This window comes from Imtechella halotolerans (assembly GCF_028743515.2).
Taxonomy (GTDB): Bacteria; Bacteroidota; Bacteroidia; order Flavobacteriales; family Flavobacteriaceae; genus Imtechella; species Imtechella halotolerans.
Genome location: NZ_CP117969.2, coordinates 1,754,503 through 1,775,345, shown reverse-complemented (window position 1 = coordinate 1,775,345; position 20,843 = coordinate 1,754,503). Strand labels below are relative to the sequence as shown.

Below are 20,843 nucleotides of genomic sequence, written 5' to 3'. Positions count from 1 at the left end.
ATGGAATCATTAAGCAGTTTAGCCCCCTTTATCTTAATGTTTGCTGTATTGTATTTTTTTATGATACGCCCGCAAATGAAACGTCAAAAGCAAGAAAAGAATTTTGCATCCGAGCTTAAGCGCGGCGATAAAGTAATTACTAAAAGCGGTTTACATGGTAAAATCGTAGATTTAACCGACACTGCATGTGTAATTGAAACCTTAGCTGGAAAGATTAAGTTTGAACGCTCGGCTATCTCTATGGAGTTAAGCCAAAAAGCTCAAGCAGATAAAAGCTAATAAATACAATTTATTATAAAAAAGCCTCGAAATAATCGAGGCTTTTTTATTCTCATCTTCAAGGAGTATCCTTTTTGGAGTCATTTTGAAACGGCTATAGTTCTATTCTATTCCATAGGTTGTTACCATCCTTTACTACTGTTTTTTTTATTGCCTTAAGAAAGTTTTTCAATACTTTGGATTTAACTGTGACGATATTATTCAAAGGGTCATAGTCGAAGTACATTCGTTTTTCTATTAAATGTTGACTAATATTTAATGGTGGTCTTATAAGAAACAGTTACTATCAAGCCTATAGGTACTGTGTGCCTTAAATAATGAAATACCTACTTGGGTGTTCTAGTTAGGAATGCGAGTAGAAGGTTTTATCCTGTTATGTGTTTTCCCATGTTTTGTTAATAGTAGAAGGTGTTGGAGTTGGTCCAACACCTTCTGTTAAGTGAATTCTTTTTAAGTGAACTACGCGAACATAAGGTTCATTACTGCTTATATTTAGAAGCTGTAAGCTCTGCAATTTTTACAATAACTTCCGTGGCCTTTTGCATGCTTTCTACTGGTACATATTCATACTTTCCATGAAAGTTATGCCCTCCTGCAAAGATGTTAGGGCAGGGAAGCCCCATAAAGCTTAATTGAGAGCCGTCTGTACCCCCTCTTATAGGTTTTATAATTGGTGTTATACCTAAAGACTTCATGGCTTGTTCGGCTATTTCTACAATATGGAATACAGGCTCTACTTTTTCTCGCATATTGAAATATTGATCTTTTATTTCAAGAGTAACGGCTCCATTGTATTGTTGGTTCAAATCATTTACAATTTTTTTAAGCAATTCTTTTCTGTTTTCGAAGGCTTCACGATCGTGGTCTCTTATGATAAATTGTGCACGTGTTTCTTCAATACTTCCTTGGATATCGGTAAGATGAAAAAAGCCTTCTCGTCCTTCTGTGCGTTCTGGTACTTCTTTTGAAGGTAATTTGTTGATAAGTTCACTGGTAATGCGCATGGAATTAACCATCTTTCCTTTGGCATAGCCTGGGTGAACACTTCGGCCTTTAACGGTTATTACAGCCCCTGCTGCGTTAAAATTTTCGTATTCTAGTTCGCCAATTTGGCTACCATCCATGGTGTAAGCCCACTGGGCACCAAATTTTTCTACATCAAATTTATGTGCACCTCTTCCAATTTCTTCATCAGGAGTAAAGCCAACTCGTATGGTTCCATGTTTTATTTCTGGATGATTAATTAGATATTCCATTGCAGAGACTATTTCAGTAATTCCAGCTTTATCATCGGCCCCGAGTAAGGTGGTTCCATCAGTTGTGATTAGAGTTTGACCTTTATATAAAAGTAAATCTTCGAAATAATCAGGTGATAAAACAATGTTTTGTTCCGCATTAAGAAGGATGTCTTTTCCGTCATAGTTTTGAACAATTTGCGGTTTTACATTGGTTCCACTAAAATCCGGAGAGGTGTCAAAATGTGCAACAAATCCTATTGTTGGAACATCATGCGAGACATTTGAAGGCAATGTTGCCATAATATAGGCATGCTCGTCAATAGAAACATCTTGCATTCCTATTGCCTTTAATTCAGCTACTAATTTATGGGCTAAATCCCATTGTTTTTGAGTACTAGGTGTTGTTGAAGAGCTTGCGTCTGATTGCGTATCTACAGTTACATAACTGATAAATCGATCTATGATAGATTGCATAAAAAAGTGTATTTGTATTATAAACCTCAAAAATACTGCGAAAAAAAGAATATTGTAGGGAAAGCAACTTGAGAATTCTAGAAAAACAAATTATTCTATTTAAAAACCTGTATTTTTGCGCTGTTTTATACACCCAACAACACAACCTTATGTACAAACTAATTATCAGACCGGTACTTTTTTGGTTTGACCCTGAAAAAGTGCATCATTTTGTATTTTCATCTCTAAGAATAATAAGTAAAATTCCAGGAGTTAGCACATTGATTCGTTCAAATTTTGAAATTAGCGATCCGAGACTTGAACGTGAAGTGTTTGGGCTAAAGTTTAAAAACCCGGTAGGACTTGCTGCTGGTTTTGATAAAGATGCTCGTCTTTATAAAGAATTGGATAATTTGGGGTTTGGTTTTATAGAAATAGGAACATTGACACCAAAGGCTCAACCTGGGAATCCTAAAAAACGACTTTTTAGGTTAAAGGAGGATAACGCTATTATTAATAGGATGGGCTTCAATAATGGTGGTGTAGAAGAAGCTGTACTTCGATTAAAAGAGAATAAAGGAATTCTTATTGGTGGAAATATCGGGAAAAACAAAGTGACTCCAAATGAAGAAGCAGTTACGGATTATGTTATTTGTTATGATGCGCTATACCCTTATGTCGATTATTTTGTGGTGAATGTTAGTTCACCTAATACACCTAATTTAAGAGAGTTGCAAGATAAAGAGCCATTAACAGCATTGTTAAAGACTTTGCAGCAACGCAATGAAATGCAAATTAAACCAAAGCCAATTTTATTGAAAATAGCGCCAGATTTAACTAATGATCAATTACTGGATATCATTGATATAGTGAAACAGACTCAAATAGCAGGTGTAATTGCTACAAATACAACCATTGCAAGAGGTGGTTTACATTCTTTAAATCAGAAAGAGATGGGAGGGTTGAGTGGAAAGCCTTTAAAAAGTCGCTCTACCGAAGTTATTCGTTTTCTTTCTGAACAAAGTGGAAAAGCCTTTCCTATTATAGGGGTAGGAGGAATTCATTCTGCTGAGGATGCGCTGGAAAAATTAGATGCTGGAGCCTCCTTAGTACAGTTGTATACTGGATTTATTTACGAAGGGCCTAAACTAATTAAAAATATTAATCAGGCATTATTAGGTCAATAGGTTACGAATTTTAAAGACTTTCATTAACGCACCTCAATAGGGTCGTGTAAATATAAGTTTGGGTCGTGCCTATTGTTTGCTATCTTTACACAGAGCCACAAAAGCATGAAAAAGTATTTTATTTTTGATATGGATGGGGTTTTGATAGATAGTGAGCCTGTGCACCAGCAAATCCTTTCGCAAACCTTTCAGGAATTAGGTATTTCCTTATTAGACGAGTATTATTATACCTTAGTGGGTATGGCTGCAGGACCAATGTGGGAAAAGATTAAAGCAGATTTTGCATTACATGAAGAAGTTGGTAGTCTTGTAAAAAAGCACAAAGTACTTAAGGGTCAATTATTACCGTCCTACACTATACCTGCAACCCCAGGTATTTTATCACTGCTTAATAGACTTAAGTTAGAAGGATATGTTATGGCAGTTGCCTCGTCATCTCCTAAATTGCTCATTGAGAGCTATACTTCTCAATTGCATATTCAATCTTTTTTTCAGGAATTTGTTAGTGGAGAAGAGGTGAGTCGAAGTAAACCTTTTCCTGACATTTTTTTAAAAACTGCCGATTTACTGGGAGTTTTACCCTCTGTCTGTATAGTTATAGAAGATAGCCGAAATGGAGTTGTAGCAGCGAAATCTGCCGGAATGTTTTGTATTGGTTATAAAAACGAACATTCTGGGCCACAAGATTTATCGATGGCAGATGTGATCATTGAACATTTTGATGAGATTACCAGTGAATTTTTAAGTAACTTGCCCGTATGTCATCAGTTGTAAAAATTATAGAATGTCCTAGGGATGCCATGCAGGGTATTAAGATGTTTATTCCTACGGAGAGAAAAGTTCAATATATTCAGGCTTTGCTAAGGGTAGGTTTTGATACTATTGATTTTGGAAGTTTTGTTTCACCAAAGGCAATTCCTCAAATGGCTGATACTTCAGAGGTTCTTTCTCAATTAGATTTATCACAGACTAAAAGTAAATTATTAGCTATCGTAGCTAACACCAGAGGTGCGGAAGAGGCAGCTCAACATAATCCTATTCAATATTTAGGGTATCCATTCTCTATATCGGAGAACTTCCAAATGAGGAATACTCATAAAACCATCTCAGAAAGCATTGTAGTTCTCCAGGAAATAATGGAGATTGCAGTAGCAACTAATAAAGAAGTTGTAGCTTATTTGTCTATGGGGTTTGGTAATCCATATGGAGATCCATGGAATGTTGATATTGTGGGAGAATGGACTGAAAGGTTGGCTGGTATGGGTGTAAAAATACTGTCTCTATCAGATACAGTGGGTAGTTCTACTCCGGAAGTTATTAGCTATCTTTTTTCTCATTTGATACCGAAATATCCAACCATTGAATTTGGAGCACATTTACATACAACTCCAAATAGTTGGTATGAGAAGGTAGATGCCGCCTATAAGGCTGGTTGTCGTCGATTTGATGGTGCTATTCAAGGATTTGGTGGTTGTCCTATGGCTAAGGATGAACTTACTGGGAATATGCCAACTGAAAAATTATTTTCCTATTGTACTACGGTAAAATCGGAAACTGGGCTTGGAGCAATGAGTTTTGAAAGTGCGTATAATGAGGCTACTAAAATTTTCTCTGTGTATCATTAAAAAAAAACACCTGCCATAAGAAGCAGGTGAATTTGACTAACTAATTAATGCCTTAAAATTTTACTGACAAACCACCATATGCACCAAAAGGATGGCCTGGACGTAAGCCTGCTGGTACTCTGGAAACTAAATACGTTTCATCTAATAAGTTGATGATATTTCCTGTTAGGCTTACATGTTTTGTTAGGTGGTATTTTGCTGCCATGTCTACAATAAAATTTGAAGCTACCTTTTCATTTTCTGGAATAGAACCGTTGCCTGCTTGGGTCCTAAAGGCTCCACTGTATCTACCATTAACGCTGATATCAAATTTTTTATGCTCTAGACTTATTCCTAAATTGAATTGATGTTTTGCAATGTATGGTATTTCATCACCCTTATGTACTTCTCCCCAAAGTCCTTCTTCACTTCCAAAGTCTGTTAGGAATTCAGTGTCAGTAAATGTGTAACCAAATGTTATAGGCAGAATGAAATCCGTGCTTTTTTGTAGTATGTTATAATTAATAAGGAGTTCTACACCTTGCACTTTTACTTTTCCCGCATTAAATTGATCTAGGCTTCCAGTACCTCCAGAAGCTGCTAGATCACTACCTAAAAGATTATTGTAGTCATTATAGAACCCTATAATCTCTCCAGAAATAGCAGCCATTTTAAAGCGACTACCTAATTCATAATTAATGCTTTCTTCGGCTTTCTGTCCAGGAGCATTGCTAGGCGGTGAAAATCCTTTATGAACTCCTCCAAATATAGAGGTTGTGTTATTTAGGTTATAGTTAAAACCTACACCAGGTATCCAGACTGAAACTTTATTTTCTCTTTCAGATAAATTTGAACCCGTACGATTTGGGTCGGTTTTTCCATAGTCTATTCGATCTAAGATAATGTTTTCATATCGAACCCCTGGAGTCAGTGTTAGATTGTTGTATTTTAATTTGTACATGGCGTGAGCGGCAAAGGCCTTAGCACTGCTAATTCGATTGGCGTCACTTCCAGGAATACCACGAGAGGTAACTTGCATGTTTCCATTTGTAATGTTATAGCCATCAACCCATTGAAATCTATCCTCGTCGTCATAATGGTAGCGTAGTCCTACTTCAATATCGTGAAAAGTATTATTCCCTTCCCAGTGGTAATCAAATTTTGTTTGGATTCCTTTGGAGGTATATTCTCTGTTGTTAGCTTTAATGAGAAGAGCATCAAGGCCACTGTCTGAATCTCCTTTTAATATAGATAAATGATCTGGTAGTGACGAATTGTTTTCTAGCACCGCTGCGATCCCCTTTTTAGAGCCGTTAAAAACTACATCATTTAATTTGTACCAATTACGCTTGAAACCATTATAATAGGCTGATGTGGTTATATGAAAATAGTCTGAAAATTTGAGGGTATGTGTTAATGTGGTTTGAAGATGTTCTGTTTTCATTTCGTCTTTTTGAGAACCAGCATATCTTCTGAATGGAGAAATTTTGAAATCTTCAGGTGTAATTCCTACATAGGTTTCGTCTGAGGTTTCGTCTGAGTATTGAAATTTGGCTTCAAATGCTTGTTTAAGTTTCGTTTTTGAGCCAGCATTCAGTCTAAATTTTGCTACAAAGTCGTTACGGTCAAATCCAGTATTTCCACCATTATCTAATTTTTTAAATCCATCGGAATTGTAATTTAGGTATTCTACCATATATCCAACATTTGATTTAGAGTCTCCTACAAGAGCATGAAGCTTAGCGCTATTATAGCTACCATAGGAGGCATTTACAAAACCAGCTAATTTTTTAGGTATACTATGAGAAACTAGGTTAATAGCTCCTCCAGTTGTGAAAGGCCCATATTGAACTTGACTACTACCTTTTAGGACTTCTATTGCTTCCATGCGACCTGCTGTTGGAAAGTAATAGGCAGCTGGAGCACTGTAAGGAGCAGGAGCAGCTAGTATACCATCTTCCATGATTGTAATTTTAGCACTGCGTTCAGGTGATGTTCCTCTTAAACTAATGTTGTTTCGAAGTCCAAAGCCATCTTCTTCAAAAAGAGTAACCCCTGGAACCGTCCGCAGCATACGATTTAAATCGGTATAGTTAAACTTTTGAATCTCTGCAGGTGAAATGTAATATGAAGATCCGGTTCTGTTTTTAGCTACAAACTTACTTCCGAATATTACATTTGCCGAAAGTACCACTTCATTTAATTCTAATACTGTATCCTTTACTATGGGTTTAGGTTGTCTTGTTTCTTGAGAGAAGCTGTTTAAGCTGCCAAGAGCTATACCCATCAGTAATGCTAATTTTTTCATAATGAACTAACCTTATTTAGACTCGTTAAAAATATTTGGCAAATGTATGTCGTCCCTAAAAAATCTGCAAACTTATTTAGATTAAATTTAAATAAAATATTAAATCGTTCGGATTATCAATATTTTAGGAGGATAAAAATTTGATTGAACAGCTTAAATTATTGTCATAATCTGTATTGAAAAAAAATATCAAATATTTATCTATTTTTATTAGAGCTCAACTCCTTAGAAATATGTATATTTGCATGCAACAAAATCACAAGTTGCATTATGAAAGCTCACAACGCTAAATTTGTTGGCGAAGGACTCACCTATGACGATGTGTTGCTCGTCCCCAATTATTCAGAAGTACTTCCAAGAGAAGTGAATATCCAAACTAAGTTTACTCGAAACATTACTATTAATGTGCCAATTATTTCTGCGGCGATGGATACCGTTACCGAAGCGGAAATGGCTATAGCTATGGCTCGTGAAGGAGGAATAGGTGTGCTTCATAAGAACATGACTGCAGAAGAACAAGCAATGCATGTGCGTAAGGTTAAGCGTGCAGAAAGCGGTATGATAATCGACCCTGTTACCTTGCCTCTTGATGCCAAAGTTATTGATGCAAAGCGGAGTATGGCAGAACATAGCATTGGAGGAATTCCTATTGTTGATGAAAATGGACTTTTAAAGGGGATTGTGACCAATCGTGATTTAAGGTTTGAAAAACAAAATGATAGGCCTATAGTTGAAGTGATGACTTCAGAAAATTTAGTAACTGCTGCTGAAGGGACTTCTTTAAAAGATGCGGAAGTAATTCTTCAAGAGAATAAAATCGAAAAACTTCCAGTAGTTGATACGAATAATAAGCTTATTGGACTTATTACATTTAGAGATATTACTAAACTTATTCAAAAGCCAATATCTAACAAGGATAGTTACGGTAGATTACGTGTGGCCGCTGCAATTGGTGTCACTGCAGACGCGGTAGAACGTACTTCTTCTTTGGTCGCAGCAGGAGTTGATGCGGTAATTATTGATACTGCTCATGGTCATACCAAGGGTGTAGTAACGGTGTTGAAGGCTGTAAAGCAAGCTTTCCCTGAACTCGATGTGGTTGTAGGGAATATTGCAACACCTGAAGCAGCTTTGTATTTGGTTGAGAATGGTGCTGATGCTGTTAAGGTTGGAATTGGTCCCGGTTCTATCTGTACCACTCGTGTGGTGGCTGGTGTAGGTTTCCCTCAATTTTCAGCTGTATTAGAAGTGGCTGCTGCATTAAAAGGCACAGGAGTACCTGTAATTGCTGATGGAGGGGTTCGTTATACCGGAGATATTGTAAAGGCAATAGCAGCAGGTGCTGACTGTGTAATGCTTGGATCACTATTGGCTGGAACCAAAGAGTCTCCAGGGGAAACTATTATTTTTGAAGGAAGAAAGTTTAAGTCTTATAGAGGAATGGGATCAGTTGAAGCCATGAAGCAAGGGAGTAAGGACAGATACTTTCAAGATGTAGAGGATGATATTAAAAAATTAGTTCCTGAAGGTATCGTTGGAAGGGTTCCTTACAAAGGAGAACTCAACGAGAGTATGCACCAATTTATTGGAGGTCTACGTGCTGGTATGGGATATTGTGGTTCTAAGGATATAGAAACACTCAAAGAGACAAGTCGTTTTGTGAGAATTACGGCCTCAGGAATCGGCGAAAGCCATCCTCACAATGTTACTATTACGAAAGAAGCACCTAATTATTCTAGATAGAATCAAATAAATATACTTTTAAAACACATCCATTGGATGTGTTTTTTTATTCAGAATATAATTCTCCTCTATGAGGTTTTAATCGTTCACGTAAATCATTCATAAGTGTTTCAGGAACGACCATATATGCTATAGCCTGCATTTCTGTATTTAATTCAGTTTTTACAATATGGATAGGTAAGCTTTCCTTTTCTATGAATTCATTTAAGTGAATCACATGGTGCTGAGCTGTTTTCACAGCATTGGGTCCTCTGAAGTCCCAAATAAATTTAATCATTCTCATAATTCAAAAATACAAAAGTGCCGACTTAGAAGCCGGCACTTTCTTTCTATAATTAAAAATCAAAGGCTTTTAGATTGAAACGACCTTAAAGGACTTATTGAATGAAGCCGTTTTAATGGAAATAATAAAAATTGAATTCTTTGTAAGAGTGATATTTCTGTTAAATATTCCTTGAATAGAGATGTCTTGATAGTCAGCAATTTTTTTGCCAAGAAGATCATGTACTTCCACAGTGGCAACACCACTAAAACCTGAAATTGTAAGTGTGTTGTTTTTGTAAAGCACTTTAACTTGGCTTGCGTCTTGTGTTCGTCCATCGCTATAAATAGGATTTTGTACAACACTATCTGGGGAGGCATGTGCTGCAGTAGGTGGCAATAGCCCAAAAATGGCTACACTAAGAATTAGTAAAAGATTAGGGTAGAGTTTTTTCATAGATTGATTAGGTTGTGAATTGGGTTTCAGTGAACTAAGGTACGAAAAAATGTTAAAAATCTAGTGTTAAGCTAATTATTTGTATGAAAAATGTATTGAATTGATCTATTTAACGTTGATTAAAATCCGATTTTAATTGTTTTAAGGAGTGTTAAGTTGATTTCAATGATGTATTTAGGTGTTTTTGTTGATTATGGGTAAATCCAATATTTAGAGTTTTGAAGTCGGTTTAAAAGTTGGTTGAATGAAGGTTAGTTTGGCTATATAACTTTTGTAATTTCTTATTTTTTAAACTAGTATGATTAAAATTTACTAAAAATTAGGAAGATTTTTTACTAAAACATACAAGTTGTATTTTAGCGCGAATTTCTATAAATGTAGTCACTTTATGATGTAAAAGGGTGTGCTTATACACATGTTTATTTTAAGGATTTGATTATTTAATTGCTATAAATGCCGCTATAACAATTGATTTATCATTGTTTGTAAAAGCAGTATGAAAATAAAAGTGAAGAGAAATTAGGGGAGTTATTAAGTTAGCTTCAGTAAGGAATATTACATTTGTGAAAAATACGTTTATTAGGGTTGTTTATATTTTTAAAGTGTATGGGATAATTTCAATTATCTTTTCCACAAATTCTAAGTGCTGGTTAATGAAATCAAATGATTGCAATTAGATAAGGAAAATGCTTGATAGGTGGATATAAAATGGTTGTTAGGTAGGTTATATTAAAAAACTCAAAAAGTGAAAAAAATAACGATGAAGTATAAGAGTATATTATGGATTGTACTCACGGTTTCAGCGATTTCTTGTGATTATTTTAGAGCTCCTCAGCCTAAAGAAGCTGTGGCAAGGGTTGGAGACAAATTTCTCTACAAGGATGATTTGCGAGCTTTATTGCCAGCTGAATATACACGTGAGGATAGTATAGCAATAATTAGTAGTTATCTTAATAATTGGGCGGCTAAAGAGTTGATGCTAGCCAATGCAAAGAGGAATCTTCAAGAGGATAAAATTGTTGAGTTTGAAACTTTAGTGGATGAATATCGTACAGATTTATATACCAAGGCCTATAAGGAAGGTTTGGTGAATCAATCTATAGATACGGTTGTTGGACAAGGTGATTTGGAAACTTTTTATCAGGGTAATAAAGAAATTTTTAGACTTAATGAAGATTTGCTTAAGTTGCGATACATTCAATTAAAGGAGAATCACTCTGGAATTCAACGAATCCGTGATAAGTTTAAGAGGTTTAATAAAAAAGATCAGCGAGAGTTAGATTCGCTTTCCTTGCAATTTAGGGCATTCTCCTTGAATGATTCGGTTTGGGTTAAAGCTGGAGAGGTTTTTCGTAAAATTCCTCTATTACAAGAACAAAGTACTCAAAATAATTTAAAAAAATCACAATTTTTTGAGTTACAAGATTCATTAGGAGTATATTTGGTGCACATAAATGATCTTTTGAAGCGACAAGAAATAGCTCCAATTGAGTATGTAAAACCAACATTACGACAAATTATCATAAATCAGCGTAAACTGGAGTTTGTGCGCAAACTTGAAAAAGACATTATAAACGATGCGATTACAAAAAAACAATTTGAAATCTATGAATAAGCTGAGAAAAGCAGGAGCGCTTTTAGCAATTTTTTGTGTGGGACAACTGACTATTGCGCAAACCGATAGCCTAAATGTAATAGAAAGGACAGGGAAAGATTCGATTCCTAAAAATCCAAATTTCAAAAAAATTAAGATTGATGGAGTAGCTTCTGTAGTAGGTGATTATGTTATATTAAATTCCGATATAGATAAAACCTTTATTGATTTACAAAGCCAAGGTCAAGACATTAAGAATATTACTCGTTGTCAATTGCTTGGGAAATTGATGGAAGATAAATTATATGCGCATCACGCAGTACAAGATAGTATTCTAGTTTCCGATGGTGAAGTATATGGTAACGTTGATCGGCAGATTGATTATTTTCTGGAGCAGTTAGGGGGAGATATGAATAAATTACTTCGGTTTTACAATAAGACTGACGAGGAATCTTTCCGTCAGGAATTATTTCAAATTAATAAAGTGAACCTTCTTTCCAAGCGTATGCAAGATAAAATTGTTGAGGAGGTAGAAATTACTCCAGAGGAAGTGCGTCAATTTTTTAATAATATACCCAAGGACGAGCTACCTGTGTTTGGAACCGAATTAGAGATTGGGCAAATAGTTGTACAGCCTAAAATTCCAGAAACAGAAAAGAAAAAGGCAATCGAGCGTCTAAAGCAAATAAAAGCAGAAGTTGAAGATCAAGGAACCAGTTTTGCCACTAAGGCGATTCTTTATTCTCACGATAGAGCAACTGGAGGTAAAACTTTGTCGCTTAACCGTAAGTCAGCTTTCGTAAAAGAATTCAAAGATGTGGCCTTTACTTTGGAGGAAGGTGAGATTTCAGAGCCATTTGAAACAGAGTTTGGATGGCACATAGTTCAATTGGATCGTAAACGTGGTCAAGAGATCGATGTAAGACACATTTTATTAATACCAGAAGTGCCAGCAGAAGCTTTGCGTGAGGCTCGTGAAAAAATGGAAACTATTCGAAAGCGAATAGTAGATGGTGAAATTTCATTTGAAGATGCTGCCTTGGAGTTTTCTGATGAAAAGGAAACGAAGTTTAATAAAGGGCAACTAATTAATCCGTCAACACTTGATACTCGATTTGAGTTGACCCGTATGGACCCTTCTTTATACAGTCAAATTGTAAACTTGGCGGATGGTGAATTGTCACAACCACTTTTAGATGAAGACAGAACAGGTACAAAAAAGTATAAAATACTTAGAATTACAAATCGTCATGATGAGCATGTAGCTGATTATTCTAGAGATTATACCAAAATCCAAGAATTGGCGTTGCAAGAAAAACGTATGAAAGCCGTTCAAAAATGGATGGAAGAAAAAATTCGTGATACGTACGTAAGTCTAAATGCTGAAAGTAAAGATTGTAATTTTGTCAATAATTGGTTAAAGAAATAGCCTATGTCTGATGTAGCCGCACTTGAAAATTTAGTTCTTAAAAATAAACAACTTAAGTCTGAAATAGGAAAGGTAATTATTGGTCAGGAACAAGTTGTTGACAGATTACTTCTTTCTATTTATGCTGGGGGGCATTGTTTGTTGATAGGGGTTCCAGGTTTGGCTAAGACACTCATGGTTAATACAATTGCTAATGCTTTAGGACTCGGGTTTAAACGAATTCAATTTACACCGGATTTAATGCCTAGTGATATTCTGGGGAGTGAAATTCTGGATGAGAATCGCCATTTTAAATTTATTAAGGGTCCAGTTTTCGCTAATTTAATCTTAGCGGATGAAATAAATCGTACACCACCAAAGACACAGGCAGCTTTATTGGAGGCTATGCAAGAACGTTCGGTAACAGTTGCTGGTGTGCAGTATCCGTTAGAATTACCTTATTTTGTACTTGCTACGCAAAATCCAATTGAACAAGAAGGGACATACCCACTTCCTGAGGCGCAATTAGATCGTTTTATGTTTGCCATTATGTTGCAATATCCTTCTTTTGAAGAAGAAGTTCAAGTGGTAAAGCAGACAACTTCTGATGGCGAGTATCAGGTCTCTCCAATGTTTAACGCTGAAGAAATTCTTGAAATTCAACATTTAGTCCGTCGCATTCCTGTTGCCGACAATGTAGTTGATTATACGGTTAGGTTAGTTTCGAAAACACGACCTGATAGCAGTTTTGCGACTTCCGAGGTAAGACAGTTTGTGGATTGGGGAGCGGGGCCTAGAGCTTCACAAAATCTTATTTTAGCAGCTAAAGCTCATGCAGCAATTCATGGGAAGTTCTCCCCAGATATTGAAGATGTACAAGCAGTAGCATTGGACATATTAAGACATCGGGTAATTAAGAACTACAAAGCTGAAGCCGAAGGTGTTACGGTCGAGCATATAATTAGATCGCTTTTTTAAGACTATATTGATTTTGAGAAAAGATTAGTGCACGGTATCTCTTGATTTCTAGTTTTTTAAAACATTTTAGGGATAGTTGTATTTCGAGTACTTACTAAACTGTGTCTTATCCTTGATAATTTCTAAAATTTTCTGAGTAAAAATTGCTTTATTGAGAATTTTTGCAGTCAAAAATGATTTTTGCTAAAAAATTTTCAGCAAAGTGACTATTCTATTAAAGACTTTAAAATTCGGGTCAATTTTCGTAAATTCGCAACACTTTTTAAACTAATTACATTCAGACTTATGGCTTTTGATATTGAAATGATTAGAAAGGTGTATGACCAGATAGCTGAACGTGTTGATAAAGCGCGTACACTTACCGGTAAACCCCTTACATTATCAGAGAAAATTTTGTATGCCCACCTTTGGGATGGTACTCCTTCCAAAGAATTTCAACGAGGGAAAGACTATGTAGATTTTGCGCCTGACCGTATTGCATGCCAGGATGCAACTGCTCAAATGGCTTTATTACAGTTCATGCATGCTGGTAAATCTAAAGCTGCTGTTCCTACCACAGTTCACTGTGATCACTTGATCCAAGCTAAAATAGATGCGAAAACCGATTTAAAGCGTGCCAATGAAACCAGTAATGAAGTTTTTGATTTTTTAGAATCGGTTTCTAATAAGTATGGAATAGGCTTCTGGAAACCGGGAGCTGGAATTATACATCAAGTTGTTTTAGAGAATTACGCCTTTCCAGGAGGAATGATGATTGGTACTGATTCTCACACTGTAAATGCCGGGGGATTGGGTATGATCGCTATTGGCGTTGGTGGAGCTGATGCAGTAGATGTAATGGCTGGAATGCCATGGGAATTGAAATTTCCTAAACTTATTGGAGTTAAGCTTACTGGTAAACTTTCAGGGTGGAGCGCTCCCAAAGATGTTATATTAAAGGTTGCTGGAATTCTTACTGTAAAAGGTGGAACAGGAGCAATAATAGAATACTTTGGAGAAGGAGCTGAGTCCATGTCATGTACCGGGAAAGGGACTATTTGTAACATGGGTGCGGAAGTAGGTGCTACCACTTCTACTTTTGGATATGATGCTTCTATGGATCGTTATTTACGTTCTACTGGAAGGGCAGATGTGGCAGATGCTGCTAATGCAGTAAAAGAATATCTTACCGCTGATGCAGAGGTATATGCTAATCCTGAAAACTATTTTGACCAAGTTATTGAAATTAACCTTTCTGAGTTAGAACCACATTTAAATGGTCCGTTTACTCCGGATTTGGCTACTCCTATTTCTGAGATGAAAGAGGCTGCGGCTAAGAATGATTGGCCAATAAATGTGGAAGTTGGTTTAATAGGATCTTGTACCAACTCTTCCTATGAGGATATATCCCGTGCTGCCTCCTTAGCTAAGCAAGTAGCAGATAAGAAATTGAAAACTAAGGCTAAGTTTACCATTACTCCAGGTTCTGAACAAGTTCGTTACACTATAGAAAGAGATGGTTTTATAGATACATTTGATAAAATCGGTGCTACCGTTTTTGCAAATGCCTGTGGACCATGTATAGGGATGTGGGATCGTGAAGGTGCGGATAAGCAAGAACGCAATACTATAGTACATTCATTTAACCGTAATTTTGCTAAACGTGCCGATGGTAATCCAAATACACTTGCTTTTGTAGGTTCGCCGGAGTTAGTGACAGCCATTGCAATTGCTGGAAAATTGGATTTTAATCCCTTAAAAGATACACTTATCAATGAAGATGGGGAAGAGGTGATGTTAGACGAGCCTAGAGGATATGAATTACCACCTGAGGGATTTGCTGTTGAGGATGCAGGATTTATTGCTCCAGCTGAAGATGGTAGTGGAGTTGAGGTAAAAGTTTCACCTTCTTCAGAGCGTCTCCAGTTGTTGGATCCTTTCCTTCCATGGAATGGAAAAAATATAACAGGAGCCAAATTATTAATTAAGGCGTTTGGTAAGTGCACCACAGATCATATCTCTATGGCAGGACCATGGTTGCGTTACCGTGGACATTTGGATAATATTGCCAATAACACATTAATAGGGGCCGTTAATGCATTTAATCAAAAAACTAACTTTGTTAAGAATCAATTAACAGGTGAGTATGGAGGTGTGCCAGATGTTCAAAGAGCCTATAAAGCTGCTGGAATTCCTTCCATAGTAGTTGGTGATCATAATTATGGAGAAGGATCATCACGTGAGCACGCCGCTATGCAGCCACGCCATTTGGGAGTTAAGGCAGTTTTAGTTAAATCATTTGCTCGTATTCATGAAACTAACCTTAAAAAACAAGGTATGTTAGCTCTTACCTTTGCTAATGAGGCTGATTATGATTTGATAAAGGAGGATGATACGTTTAACTTTATAGATTTAGAAAGTTTTGCACCTGAAAAGCAATTGACATTAGAAATTGTTCATGTTGATGGAAGCATTGATACTATCAAAGTAAATCATTCATATAATGATGGACAGATTGCATGGTTTAAAGCTGGTTCTGCTTTAAATTTGATTGCTGCTGGTAATGCTTAATAAATTATTTTATAGATTGAAAACTCCCGGATACACCGGGAGTTTTCTTTTTACAATATGTGAGGAATATGATATGTAAAGTGTTTAATTTTATTAGTAGTTTTGACATCGAATTTCAGACTTAAATCAAGATAAAGAATATGAAAAAAAAGACCCTTTTAAACATCATACTCATACTGTTTGTGTTGTCATTTTTTGTTACTCCTTTGGGGTATGAAGGTAAAATAGCATTGAATCGTCTTTTTGCTTCCTCAGTTGAGTTAATTCCTGTATCAGCACAGAAAAAAATTGATTTTGATTGGAAACTGAAAGACCGTAATGATGTTCAGTTTAACTTTAATCAATCGGAAGGAAAGGTTGTTTTTGTTAACTTTTGGTCATCGTGGCGTATCACAAGTACTGCTGAGTTATATAGTATTCAAAAGCTTTACAATGATTATAAGGATAAAGTAGACTTTTATATTATTACAAATGAACTTCCTCAACCGGTCGAGGAAATGATGGCTAAGCGGGGATTTGATTTTAATGTCACATACCTTATTATCGGAGAGAAAATGCCCTTTGATCCAGAAGTAATTCCTTCAGGTTATGTAATAGATAAACAGGGTAGTGTTGTTGCCTCTCAGACAAAGGGAGCTAACTGGAATAGTAGTGAAGTTCGCCAATTGTTAGATACGCTTTTGGCTCAATAGTATTTGTAACCTAAGTTACCTAGCTGGTTATAAGAAAACGGTAGTTTTGTTTTTTTAGGAAGTTAACAATGAAAATTAGCAAAGAGCAACGCAGTAATCTCATATTATTAGCCATTTTGGTTATTCTATTATTTACCCCTATAGGGACAACCATAAAAGTGTGGGTAAATAGATTAATAGCCTTTAGTCCATCTGTGGAAAAGGTTGAAAACAGGGAAATTCTAACCGATTATAATTGGACTTTAATAGATTTGAAGGGTAAGGCTTCGTCATTTGAAGAGGCTAAAGGAAAAGTGGTGATGCTAAATTTTTGGGCAACTTGGTGTGCCCCTTGTATAGCTGAAATGCCTAGTATGCAGGCATTGTATGATGATTATAAGGATAAAATGTATTTTGCATTTGTCTCTTCTGATAATGACATTGAAAAGGTGAAAAATTTTATCTCTAAAAACAAGTACACTCTCCCTGTTTATATGCCAGGAACCTTTTCCCCAAAAATGTTAGAATCAAATAATATTCCAGCCACTTTTATTCTGTCAAAAGATGGGAGTATTGTAATTGATAAAGTAGGTGCTGCAGATTGGAATAGCCAAAAAGTAAGGGAACAACTAGACAAACTTCTTTCTCAATAAGTGCATAAATAAGATGCTGCTAAATAGCATTGTAAAGGCATATACACTATCCTCAATAGGAATAGTTGCCAATCGAATTCCTAAATTTTCTTCATTGTTATACCATACAATGGGGGTTTCAATCATGGAACCCGTAAGTATTCCATTAACAATAAAAAAGGGTATAAGAATCACTAAGAAAGTAGCGTAAAAACGGGAAAGTTCTTCCTTGGCCCATAGGAGACCAGCATATAGGACTACAACTGCATAAGCAAAATTTACACTTGTATACCATTTGTCATAATTTACAATGCTTATAATTGTGAAAGTGAACATTAGAAACCATGTCAATGGAACAAGGTGTTTGTTTTTGAGATAAAAGCCAGGTGCAATAATCTTAAAAGCTTCATGGGTAAAAATACAAGCATAAGGGATGCAAATAAAAAATAACCACTCTTCTATTGGGAGATTAACAAAGTAGAGTCCTGACAAATAATCATTGTTAAAACCCCAAAATTTGTTCTCAGTAAATATAATATCCCATGGGATAAAAATGAACATGGTCATAATAATCGATGGAAATAGATATGGCCATAGTTTGTGAAATTTTAGTCTTGGATGAAAACTATATAGAAATGGGATACTCAGGGATCCAATGTCCAATAGAAGATAAAGGTATTTCATTAGTTGTTTTTAAAATATTTAAGTGGTACCCAAAGCATCCCGAAGCATTCTCCTTTGTCTTTTCCTAAATGTTTATGATGGATTTTATGGGCTCTTCTAATTCCTTTTGCGTAACGGTTATTTGCTTTTTTGAATAATTTAAAACGTTGGTGAATAAATATATCATGAACCATAAAGTAAGCTAGTCCATAAGCAAAAATACCTACACCAATAGGAAGTCCAATCCATAAGTCATTATATTTCCAAAGTAAAAAAAAGCTAAAACTTACAATGGCATAAAATATAAAAAATGCATCATTTCGCTCAAACCAAGAATCATGATCCTTGCGATGGTGGTCTTTGTGTAACGACCATAGAAATCCATGCATGACATATTTATGAGTAAACCAGGCCATAAATTCCATAAATATAAAGGTGCTTATAAAAACCAATAACCAATAAAATGTAGTCATAACCTAGAGATTTAGTTAAAGTAAATTTAATCGATAATGAATATATGATTGAGCTAACAAGCCATATTTTTCATGATTTGGTACTCGTATACGTCTTGAGGTGATCTCTACTGAAGGTGTCTTTTTAAGTTTTTTTAATAGTCGGTTATAATACTTGTAAGCCATGTATACTCCGAATCTTGCTTCAACAGGGAGTTTTAAAATTCCTTTATAAGCAATTTGGAAATCATTTTCAATTTCTTTGATTATGGCGGTTTTTGTCCGATTGTCTAAATTCTTAAAATCTACATTTGGAAAATATGAACGGTGTAATAACTCATAATCATTTTTTAGATCACGTAAAAAGTTGACTTTTTGAAAACCTGAACCCAGAGCCATGGCTGGGTGCTTTAATTCTTCATACTTTTGAAGATCACCATTTACAAAAACTTTCAGGCACATAAGTCCAACAACATCTGCAGACCCATAAATGTATTCTTTGTATTCTTGGTAGGTGGAATAGTTGCTTTTAAATAGGTCTTGTCTCATACTTTTCATGAAAGCTTCAATGAGTTTTAGATCAATATTAAATTGATGAACCGTGTGCTGAAATGAATTTAATATGGGATTAAGACTGATCCGGTTTTGTATGGCAGATTGTAATTCATTTTCAAACGAAATTAGTAACTGCTCTTGCGGAAACTCCATAAATGAATCTACAATTTCATCTGCAAATCGAACAAAACCATAAATATTATAGATATGTTGACGTATACTGGGGGCTAATAGTTTAACAGCAGCAGAAAATGAGGTGCTGTAGGCTTGAGTTGTGGCCTTGCTACAGCTGTAAGATAGGTTGTCAAAAATAGTTTTCATAGTTAAGAACGTTTTTGAATGTCTTGAAGTATTAATTCCGATACTAATTTTCCTGAAATTAAGGAAGGAGGAACTCCTGGACCAGGAACAGTTAGTTGACCACAGAAATAGAGATTATTAATTGTTTTACTCCGTAGTTTAGGTCTTAAAAATGCAGTTTGAGTAAGTGTGTTGGCTAGGCCATAGGCATTTCCCTTGTAAGCATTATAATCATTAATAAAATCATTTACGCAATAGGATTCTTTAAAGAGGACATGCTCTTTTAGCGATTGAGATGTTACATCTTCCATACGACTTATTAATATATTGAAGTAATCTTCTCTTATACGTGGAGTATCTTCTATCCCAGGTGCAATTGGAATGAGGAATATCCCCGCTTCACAACCCTCAGGGGCTGCCTCAATATCTGTTACAGATGGGAAACTGGCATAGAAAAGAGGTTTTTCAGGCCATTTGGGACGGTCATATATTGCTTGGGCATGTATGTCAAAATCTACATCAAAAAATAAAGTATGGTGAGATATATTTTCTAATTTTTTAGAAAATCCTACATAGAATAATAAAGATGAGGGAGCAAAAGTACGTTTATCCCAGTATTTTTCAGAATAGGCCCTGTATTGTTGGGGTAATAAGGTTTCACTGTGATGATAATCAGCACCGCTCAGGACCATATCTGCCGGATATTGATCGGTTTGGGTTACCACATGAGTAGCAAGGCCATTGTCGATCTCTATGCTTACCACATTTGCGTTGGTTTTTATTTCTACTCCCATTTCAATAGCCAGTTGTTTAATTGCCTCCACAACTGAAAACATCCCCCCTTTTGGATACCAGGTGCCTAAACCAAAATCTGCATAGTTCATAAAATTATAAAATGAAGGTGTTTGTGAGGGTTTGGCACCTAAAAACAGCACAGGAAATTCTAAAATTTGAGCAAGTCGTTTGTTTTTGAATTCCTTTCTGACATCTCTTTGAATGTTACTAGCAAATTGATGTAATCTAGAAAGAGTTTTATAATTTACTAATTCTAATGGCGATACACCAGGCTTGTATACAAGATCTTTAATGGCAATATTATAGTTAGATTGAGCATTACCGATAAATTTTTCTAGTTTACTAGCGCTTCCTACCTCAATGGACTCAAAAGTATTTTTGATTTTTTCTAGTGTATCTTCAATTAAGATACTATCATTTTTATCAAAGAATACTTCGTATGCTGGATTTAGCTTCTCCAGCGTATAATACTCAGATGGATGTTTTTTGAAATCGGAAAAAAACCGTTCAAATACATCAGGCATCCAATACCATGTAGGACCCATATCAAATGTAAAACCTTCTTTTTTGAACTGTCTTGCGCGACCTCCAATGGTGTTGTTTTTTTCTAAAATGGTCACCTTATGGCCTGATTTTGCTAAATAGCAAGCCGCAGCCAATGATGAAAAACCCGAACCTATAATAATTATCTGTTGCTTCATTGTTTAACAAAAAT

The 20,843-nt window shown here is 35.7% G+C and carries 19 protein-coding genes; 11 read left to right on the top strand and 8 right to left on the bottom strand.

What is annotated here, in order from left to right:
* Positions 1–279, top strand: a complete 279-nt coding sequence (gene yajC / locus PT603_RS08000; RefSeq protein WP_008239696.1) for a preprotein translocase subunit YajC — start codon at positions 1–3, stop codon at positions 277–279.
* Positions 280–758: 479 nt separating this feature from the next.
* Here yajC and pepT read toward each other — a convergent pair whose 3' ends face one another.
* A complete protein-coding gene (gene pepT, locus PT603_RS07995) occupies positions 759–1,991 on the bottom strand; it encodes a peptidase T (protein WP_008239699.1) in 1,233 nt (410 codons plus the stop codon).
* A 149-nt stretch (positions 1,992–2,140) separates the two neighbouring features.
* On the opposite strand from pepT, the gene PT603_RS07990 reads away from it, so the two are divergent.
* The 3 genes from PT603_RS07990 to PT603_RS07980 all read left to right on the top strand — a co-directional run bounded on the left by PT603_RS07990 (position 2,141) and on the right by PT603_RS07980 (position 4,782).
* A complete protein-coding gene (locus PT603_RS07990) occupies positions 2,141–3,157 on the top strand; it encodes a quinone-dependent dihydroorotate dehydrogenase (RefSeq protein ID WP_008239700.1) in 1,017 nt (338 codons plus the stop codon).
* Positions 3,158–3,262: 105 nt separating this feature from the next.
* Entirely contained in the window at positions 3,263–3,931 is a 669-nt protein-coding gene (locus PT603_RS07985; RefSeq protein WP_008239702.1) for an HAD family hydrolase, read from the top strand.
* A complete protein-coding gene (locus tag PT603_RS07980) occupies positions 3,916–4,782 on the top strand; it encodes a hydroxymethylglutaryl-CoA lyase (protein WP_008239703.1) in 867 nt (288 codons plus the stop codon). The genes PT603_RS07985 and PT603_RS07980 overlap by 16 nt, the downstream gene beginning before the upstream one ends.
* A gap of 52 nt (positions 4,783–4,834) precedes the next feature.
* On the opposite strand, the gene PT603_RS07975 is transcribed toward PT603_RS07980, so the two are convergent.
* On the bottom strand, positions 4,835–7,069 hold the full coding sequence (locus PT603_RS07975; RefSeq protein ID WP_008239704.1) for a TonB-dependent receptor family protein: 2,235 nt from the start codon (positions 7,067–7,069) through the stop codon (positions 4,835–4,837).
* A 270-nt stretch (positions 7,070–7,339) separates the two neighbouring features.
* Here PT603_RS07975 and guaB point away from each other — a divergent pair, with 270 nt between their 5' ends.
* Positions 7,340–8,812: an IMP dehydrogenase gene (gene guaB, locus PT603_RS07970; protein ID WP_008239705.1), complete on the top strand. Its 1,473-nt coding sequence runs from the start codon at positions 7,340–7,342 to the stop codon at positions 8,810–8,812.
* A gap of 46 nt (positions 8,813–8,858) precedes the next feature.
* Here the strand turns inward: guaB and PT603_RS07965 are convergent, their stop codons facing one another.
* Together PT603_RS07965 and PT603_RS07960 are read right to left on the bottom strand one after the other, a co-directional pair.
* Positions 8,859–9,089 (bottom strand): hypothetical protein, encoded by a 231-nt coding sequence (locus PT603_RS07965; RefSeq protein ID WP_008239706.1) that lies wholly within the window; start codon positions 9,087–9,089, stop codon positions 8,859–8,861.
* A gap of 75 nt (positions 9,090–9,164) precedes the next feature.
* Entirely contained in the window at positions 9,165–9,530 is a 366-nt protein-coding gene (locus PT603_RS07960) for a hypothetical protein (RefSeq protein WP_008239707.1), read from the bottom strand.
* Positions 9,531–10,275: 745 nt separating this feature from the next.
* Here PT603_RS07960 and PT603_RS07955 point away from each other — a divergent pair.
* The 6 genes from PT603_RS07955 (at position 10,276) to PT603_RS07930 (ending at position 17,384) form a co-directional block, all read left to right on the top strand.
* Positions 10,276–11,145 carry a peptidyl-prolyl cis-trans isomerase gene (locus PT603_RS07955; protein WP_238531021.1) on the top strand — a complete coding sequence of 290 codons (870 nt, stop codon included), beginning with the start codon at positions 10,276–10,278 and terminating at the stop codon, positions 11,143–11,145.
* Positions 11,108–12,553 (top strand): peptidylprolyl isomerase, encoded by a 1,446-nt coding sequence (locus PT603_RS07950; RefSeq protein ID WP_008239709.1) that lies wholly within the window; start codon positions 11,108–11,110, stop codon positions 12,551–12,553. Before PT603_RS07955 ends, PT603_RS07950 begins: the two co-directional genes overlap by 38 nt.
* 3 nt (positions 12,554–12,556) lie before the next feature.
* On the top strand, positions 12,557–13,510 hold the full coding sequence (locus PT603_RS07945) for an AAA family ATPase (RefSeq protein ID WP_008239710.1): 954 nt from the start codon (positions 12,557–12,559) through the stop codon (positions 13,508–13,510).
* A gap of 285 nt (positions 13,511–13,795) precedes the next feature.
* Positions 13,796–16,060: an aconitate hydratase gene (locus tag PT603_RS07940; protein ID WP_008239711.1), complete on the top strand. Its 2,265-nt coding sequence runs from the start codon at positions 13,796–13,798 to the stop codon at positions 16,058–16,060.
* A gap of 140 nt (positions 16,061–16,200) precedes the next feature.
* The gene (locus PT603_RS07935) at positions 16,201–16,752 is read left to right on the top strand and encodes a TlpA family protein disulfide reductase (protein ID WP_008239713.1); all 552 of its coding nucleotides are present in this window, start codon (positions 16,201–16,203) and stop codon (positions 16,750–16,752) included.
* 68 nt (positions 16,753–16,820) lie between these two features.
* Entirely contained in the window at positions 16,821–17,384 is a 564-nt protein-coding gene (locus tag PT603_RS07930; RefSeq protein ID WP_008239714.1) for a TlpA family protein disulfide reductase, read from the top strand.
* On the opposite strand, the gene PT603_RS07925 is transcribed toward PT603_RS07930, so the two are convergent.
* Genes PT603_RS07925 through crtID form a run of 4 tightly spaced genes read right to left on the bottom strand, consistent with a single transcriptional unit; the run spans position 17,361 to position 20,829 of the window.
* Complete coding sequence (locus PT603_RS07925) at positions 17,361–18,047, bottom strand: lycopene cyclase domain-containing protein (protein ID WP_008239718.1); 687 nt, start codon at positions 18,045–18,047, stop codon at positions 17,361–17,363. The genes PT603_RS07930 and PT603_RS07925 overlap by 24 nt on opposite strands.
* Positions 18,047–18,499, bottom strand: coding sequence for a sterol desaturase family protein (locus PT603_RS07920; RefSeq protein WP_008239720.1), 453 nt, complete (start codon positions 18,497–18,499; stop codon positions 18,047–18,049). The genes PT603_RS07925 and PT603_RS07920 overlap by 1 nt, the downstream gene beginning before the upstream one ends.
* Positions 18,500–18,514: 15 nt before the next feature.
* Positions 18,515–19,354, bottom strand: coding sequence for a phytoene/squalene synthase family protein (locus PT603_RS07915; RefSeq protein ID WP_008239722.1), 840 nt, complete (start codon positions 19,352–19,354; stop codon positions 18,515–18,517).
* Positions 19,355–19,356: 2 nt separating this feature from the next.
* Positions 19,357–20,829, bottom strand: a complete 1,473-nt coding sequence (gene crtID / locus PT603_RS07910) for a bifunctional phytoene desaturase/3,4-desaturase (RefSeq protein ID WP_008239725.1) — start codon at positions 20,827–20,829, stop codon at positions 19,357–19,359.
* Positions 20,830–20,843 lie beyond the last annotated feature (14 nt).

Excerpts from the sequence above, each read along its gene's own strand:
- yajC (WP_008239696.1), top strand. The coding sequence starts at position 1 with ATGGAATCATTAAGCAGTTTAGCCCCCTTTATCTTAATGTTTGCTGTA.
- pepT (WP_008239699.1), bottom strand. The coding sequence starts at position 1,991 with ATGCAATCTATCATAGATCGATTTATCAGTTATGTAACTGTAGATACG.
- PT603_RS07990 (WP_008239700.1), top strand. The coding sequence starts at position 2,141 with ATGTACAAACTAATTATCAGACCGGTACTTTTTTGGTTTGACCCTGAA.
- PT603_RS07985 (WP_008239702.1), top strand. The coding sequence starts at position 3,263 with ATGAAAAAGTATTTTATTTTTGATATGGATGGGGTTTTGATAGATAGT.
- PT603_RS07980 (WP_008239703.1), top strand. The coding sequence starts at position 3,916 with ATGTCATCAGTTGTAAAAATTATAGAATGTCCTAGGGATGCCATGCAG.
- PT603_RS07975 (WP_008239704.1), bottom strand. The coding sequence starts at position 7,069 with ATGAAAAAATTAGCATTACTGATGGGTATAGCTCTTGGCAGCTTAAAC.
- guaB (WP_008239705.1), top strand. The coding sequence starts at position 7,340 with ATGAAAGCTCACAACGCTAAATTTGTTGGCGAAGGACTCACCTATGAC.
- PT603_RS07965 (WP_008239706.1), bottom strand. The coding sequence starts at position 9,089 with ATGATTAAATTTATTTGGGACTTCAGAGGACCCAATGCTGTGAAAACA.
- PT603_RS07960 (WP_008239707.1), bottom strand. The coding sequence starts at position 9,530 with ATGAAAAAACTCTACCCTAATCTTTTACTAATTCTTAGTGTAGCCATT.
- PT603_RS07950 (WP_008239709.1), top strand. The coding sequence starts at position 11,108 with ATGCGATTACAAAAAAACAATTTGAAATCTATGAATAAGCTGAGAAAA.
- PT603_RS07945 (WP_008239710.1), top strand. The coding sequence starts at position 12,557 with ATGTCTGATGTAGCCGCACTTGAAAATTTAGTTCTTAAAAATAAACAA.
- PT603_RS07940 (WP_008239711.1), top strand. The coding sequence starts at position 13,796 with ATGGCTTTTGATATTGAAATGATTAGAAAGGTGTATGACCAGATAGCT.
- PT603_RS07935 (WP_008239713.1), top strand. The coding sequence starts at position 16,201 with ATGAAAAAAAAGACCCTTTTAAACATCATACTCATACTGTTTGTGTTG.
- PT603_RS07930 (WP_008239714.1), top strand. The coding sequence starts at position 16,821 with ATGAAAATTAGCAAAGAGCAACGCAGTAATCTCATATTATTAGCCATT.
- PT603_RS07925 (WP_008239718.1), bottom strand. The coding sequence starts at position 18,047 with ATGAAATACCTTTATCTTCTATTGGACATTGGATCCCTGAGTATCCCA.
- PT603_RS07920 (WP_008239720.1), bottom strand. The coding sequence starts at position 18,499 with ATGACTACATTTTATTGGTTATTGGTTTTTATAAGCACCTTTATATTT.
- PT603_RS07915 (WP_008239722.1), bottom strand. The coding sequence starts at position 19,354 with ATGAAAACTATTTTTGACAACCTATCTTACAGCTGTAGCAAGGCCACA.
- crtID (WP_008239725.1), bottom strand. The coding sequence starts at position 20,829 with ATGAAGCAACAGATAATTATTATAGGTTCGGGTTTTTCATCATTGGCT.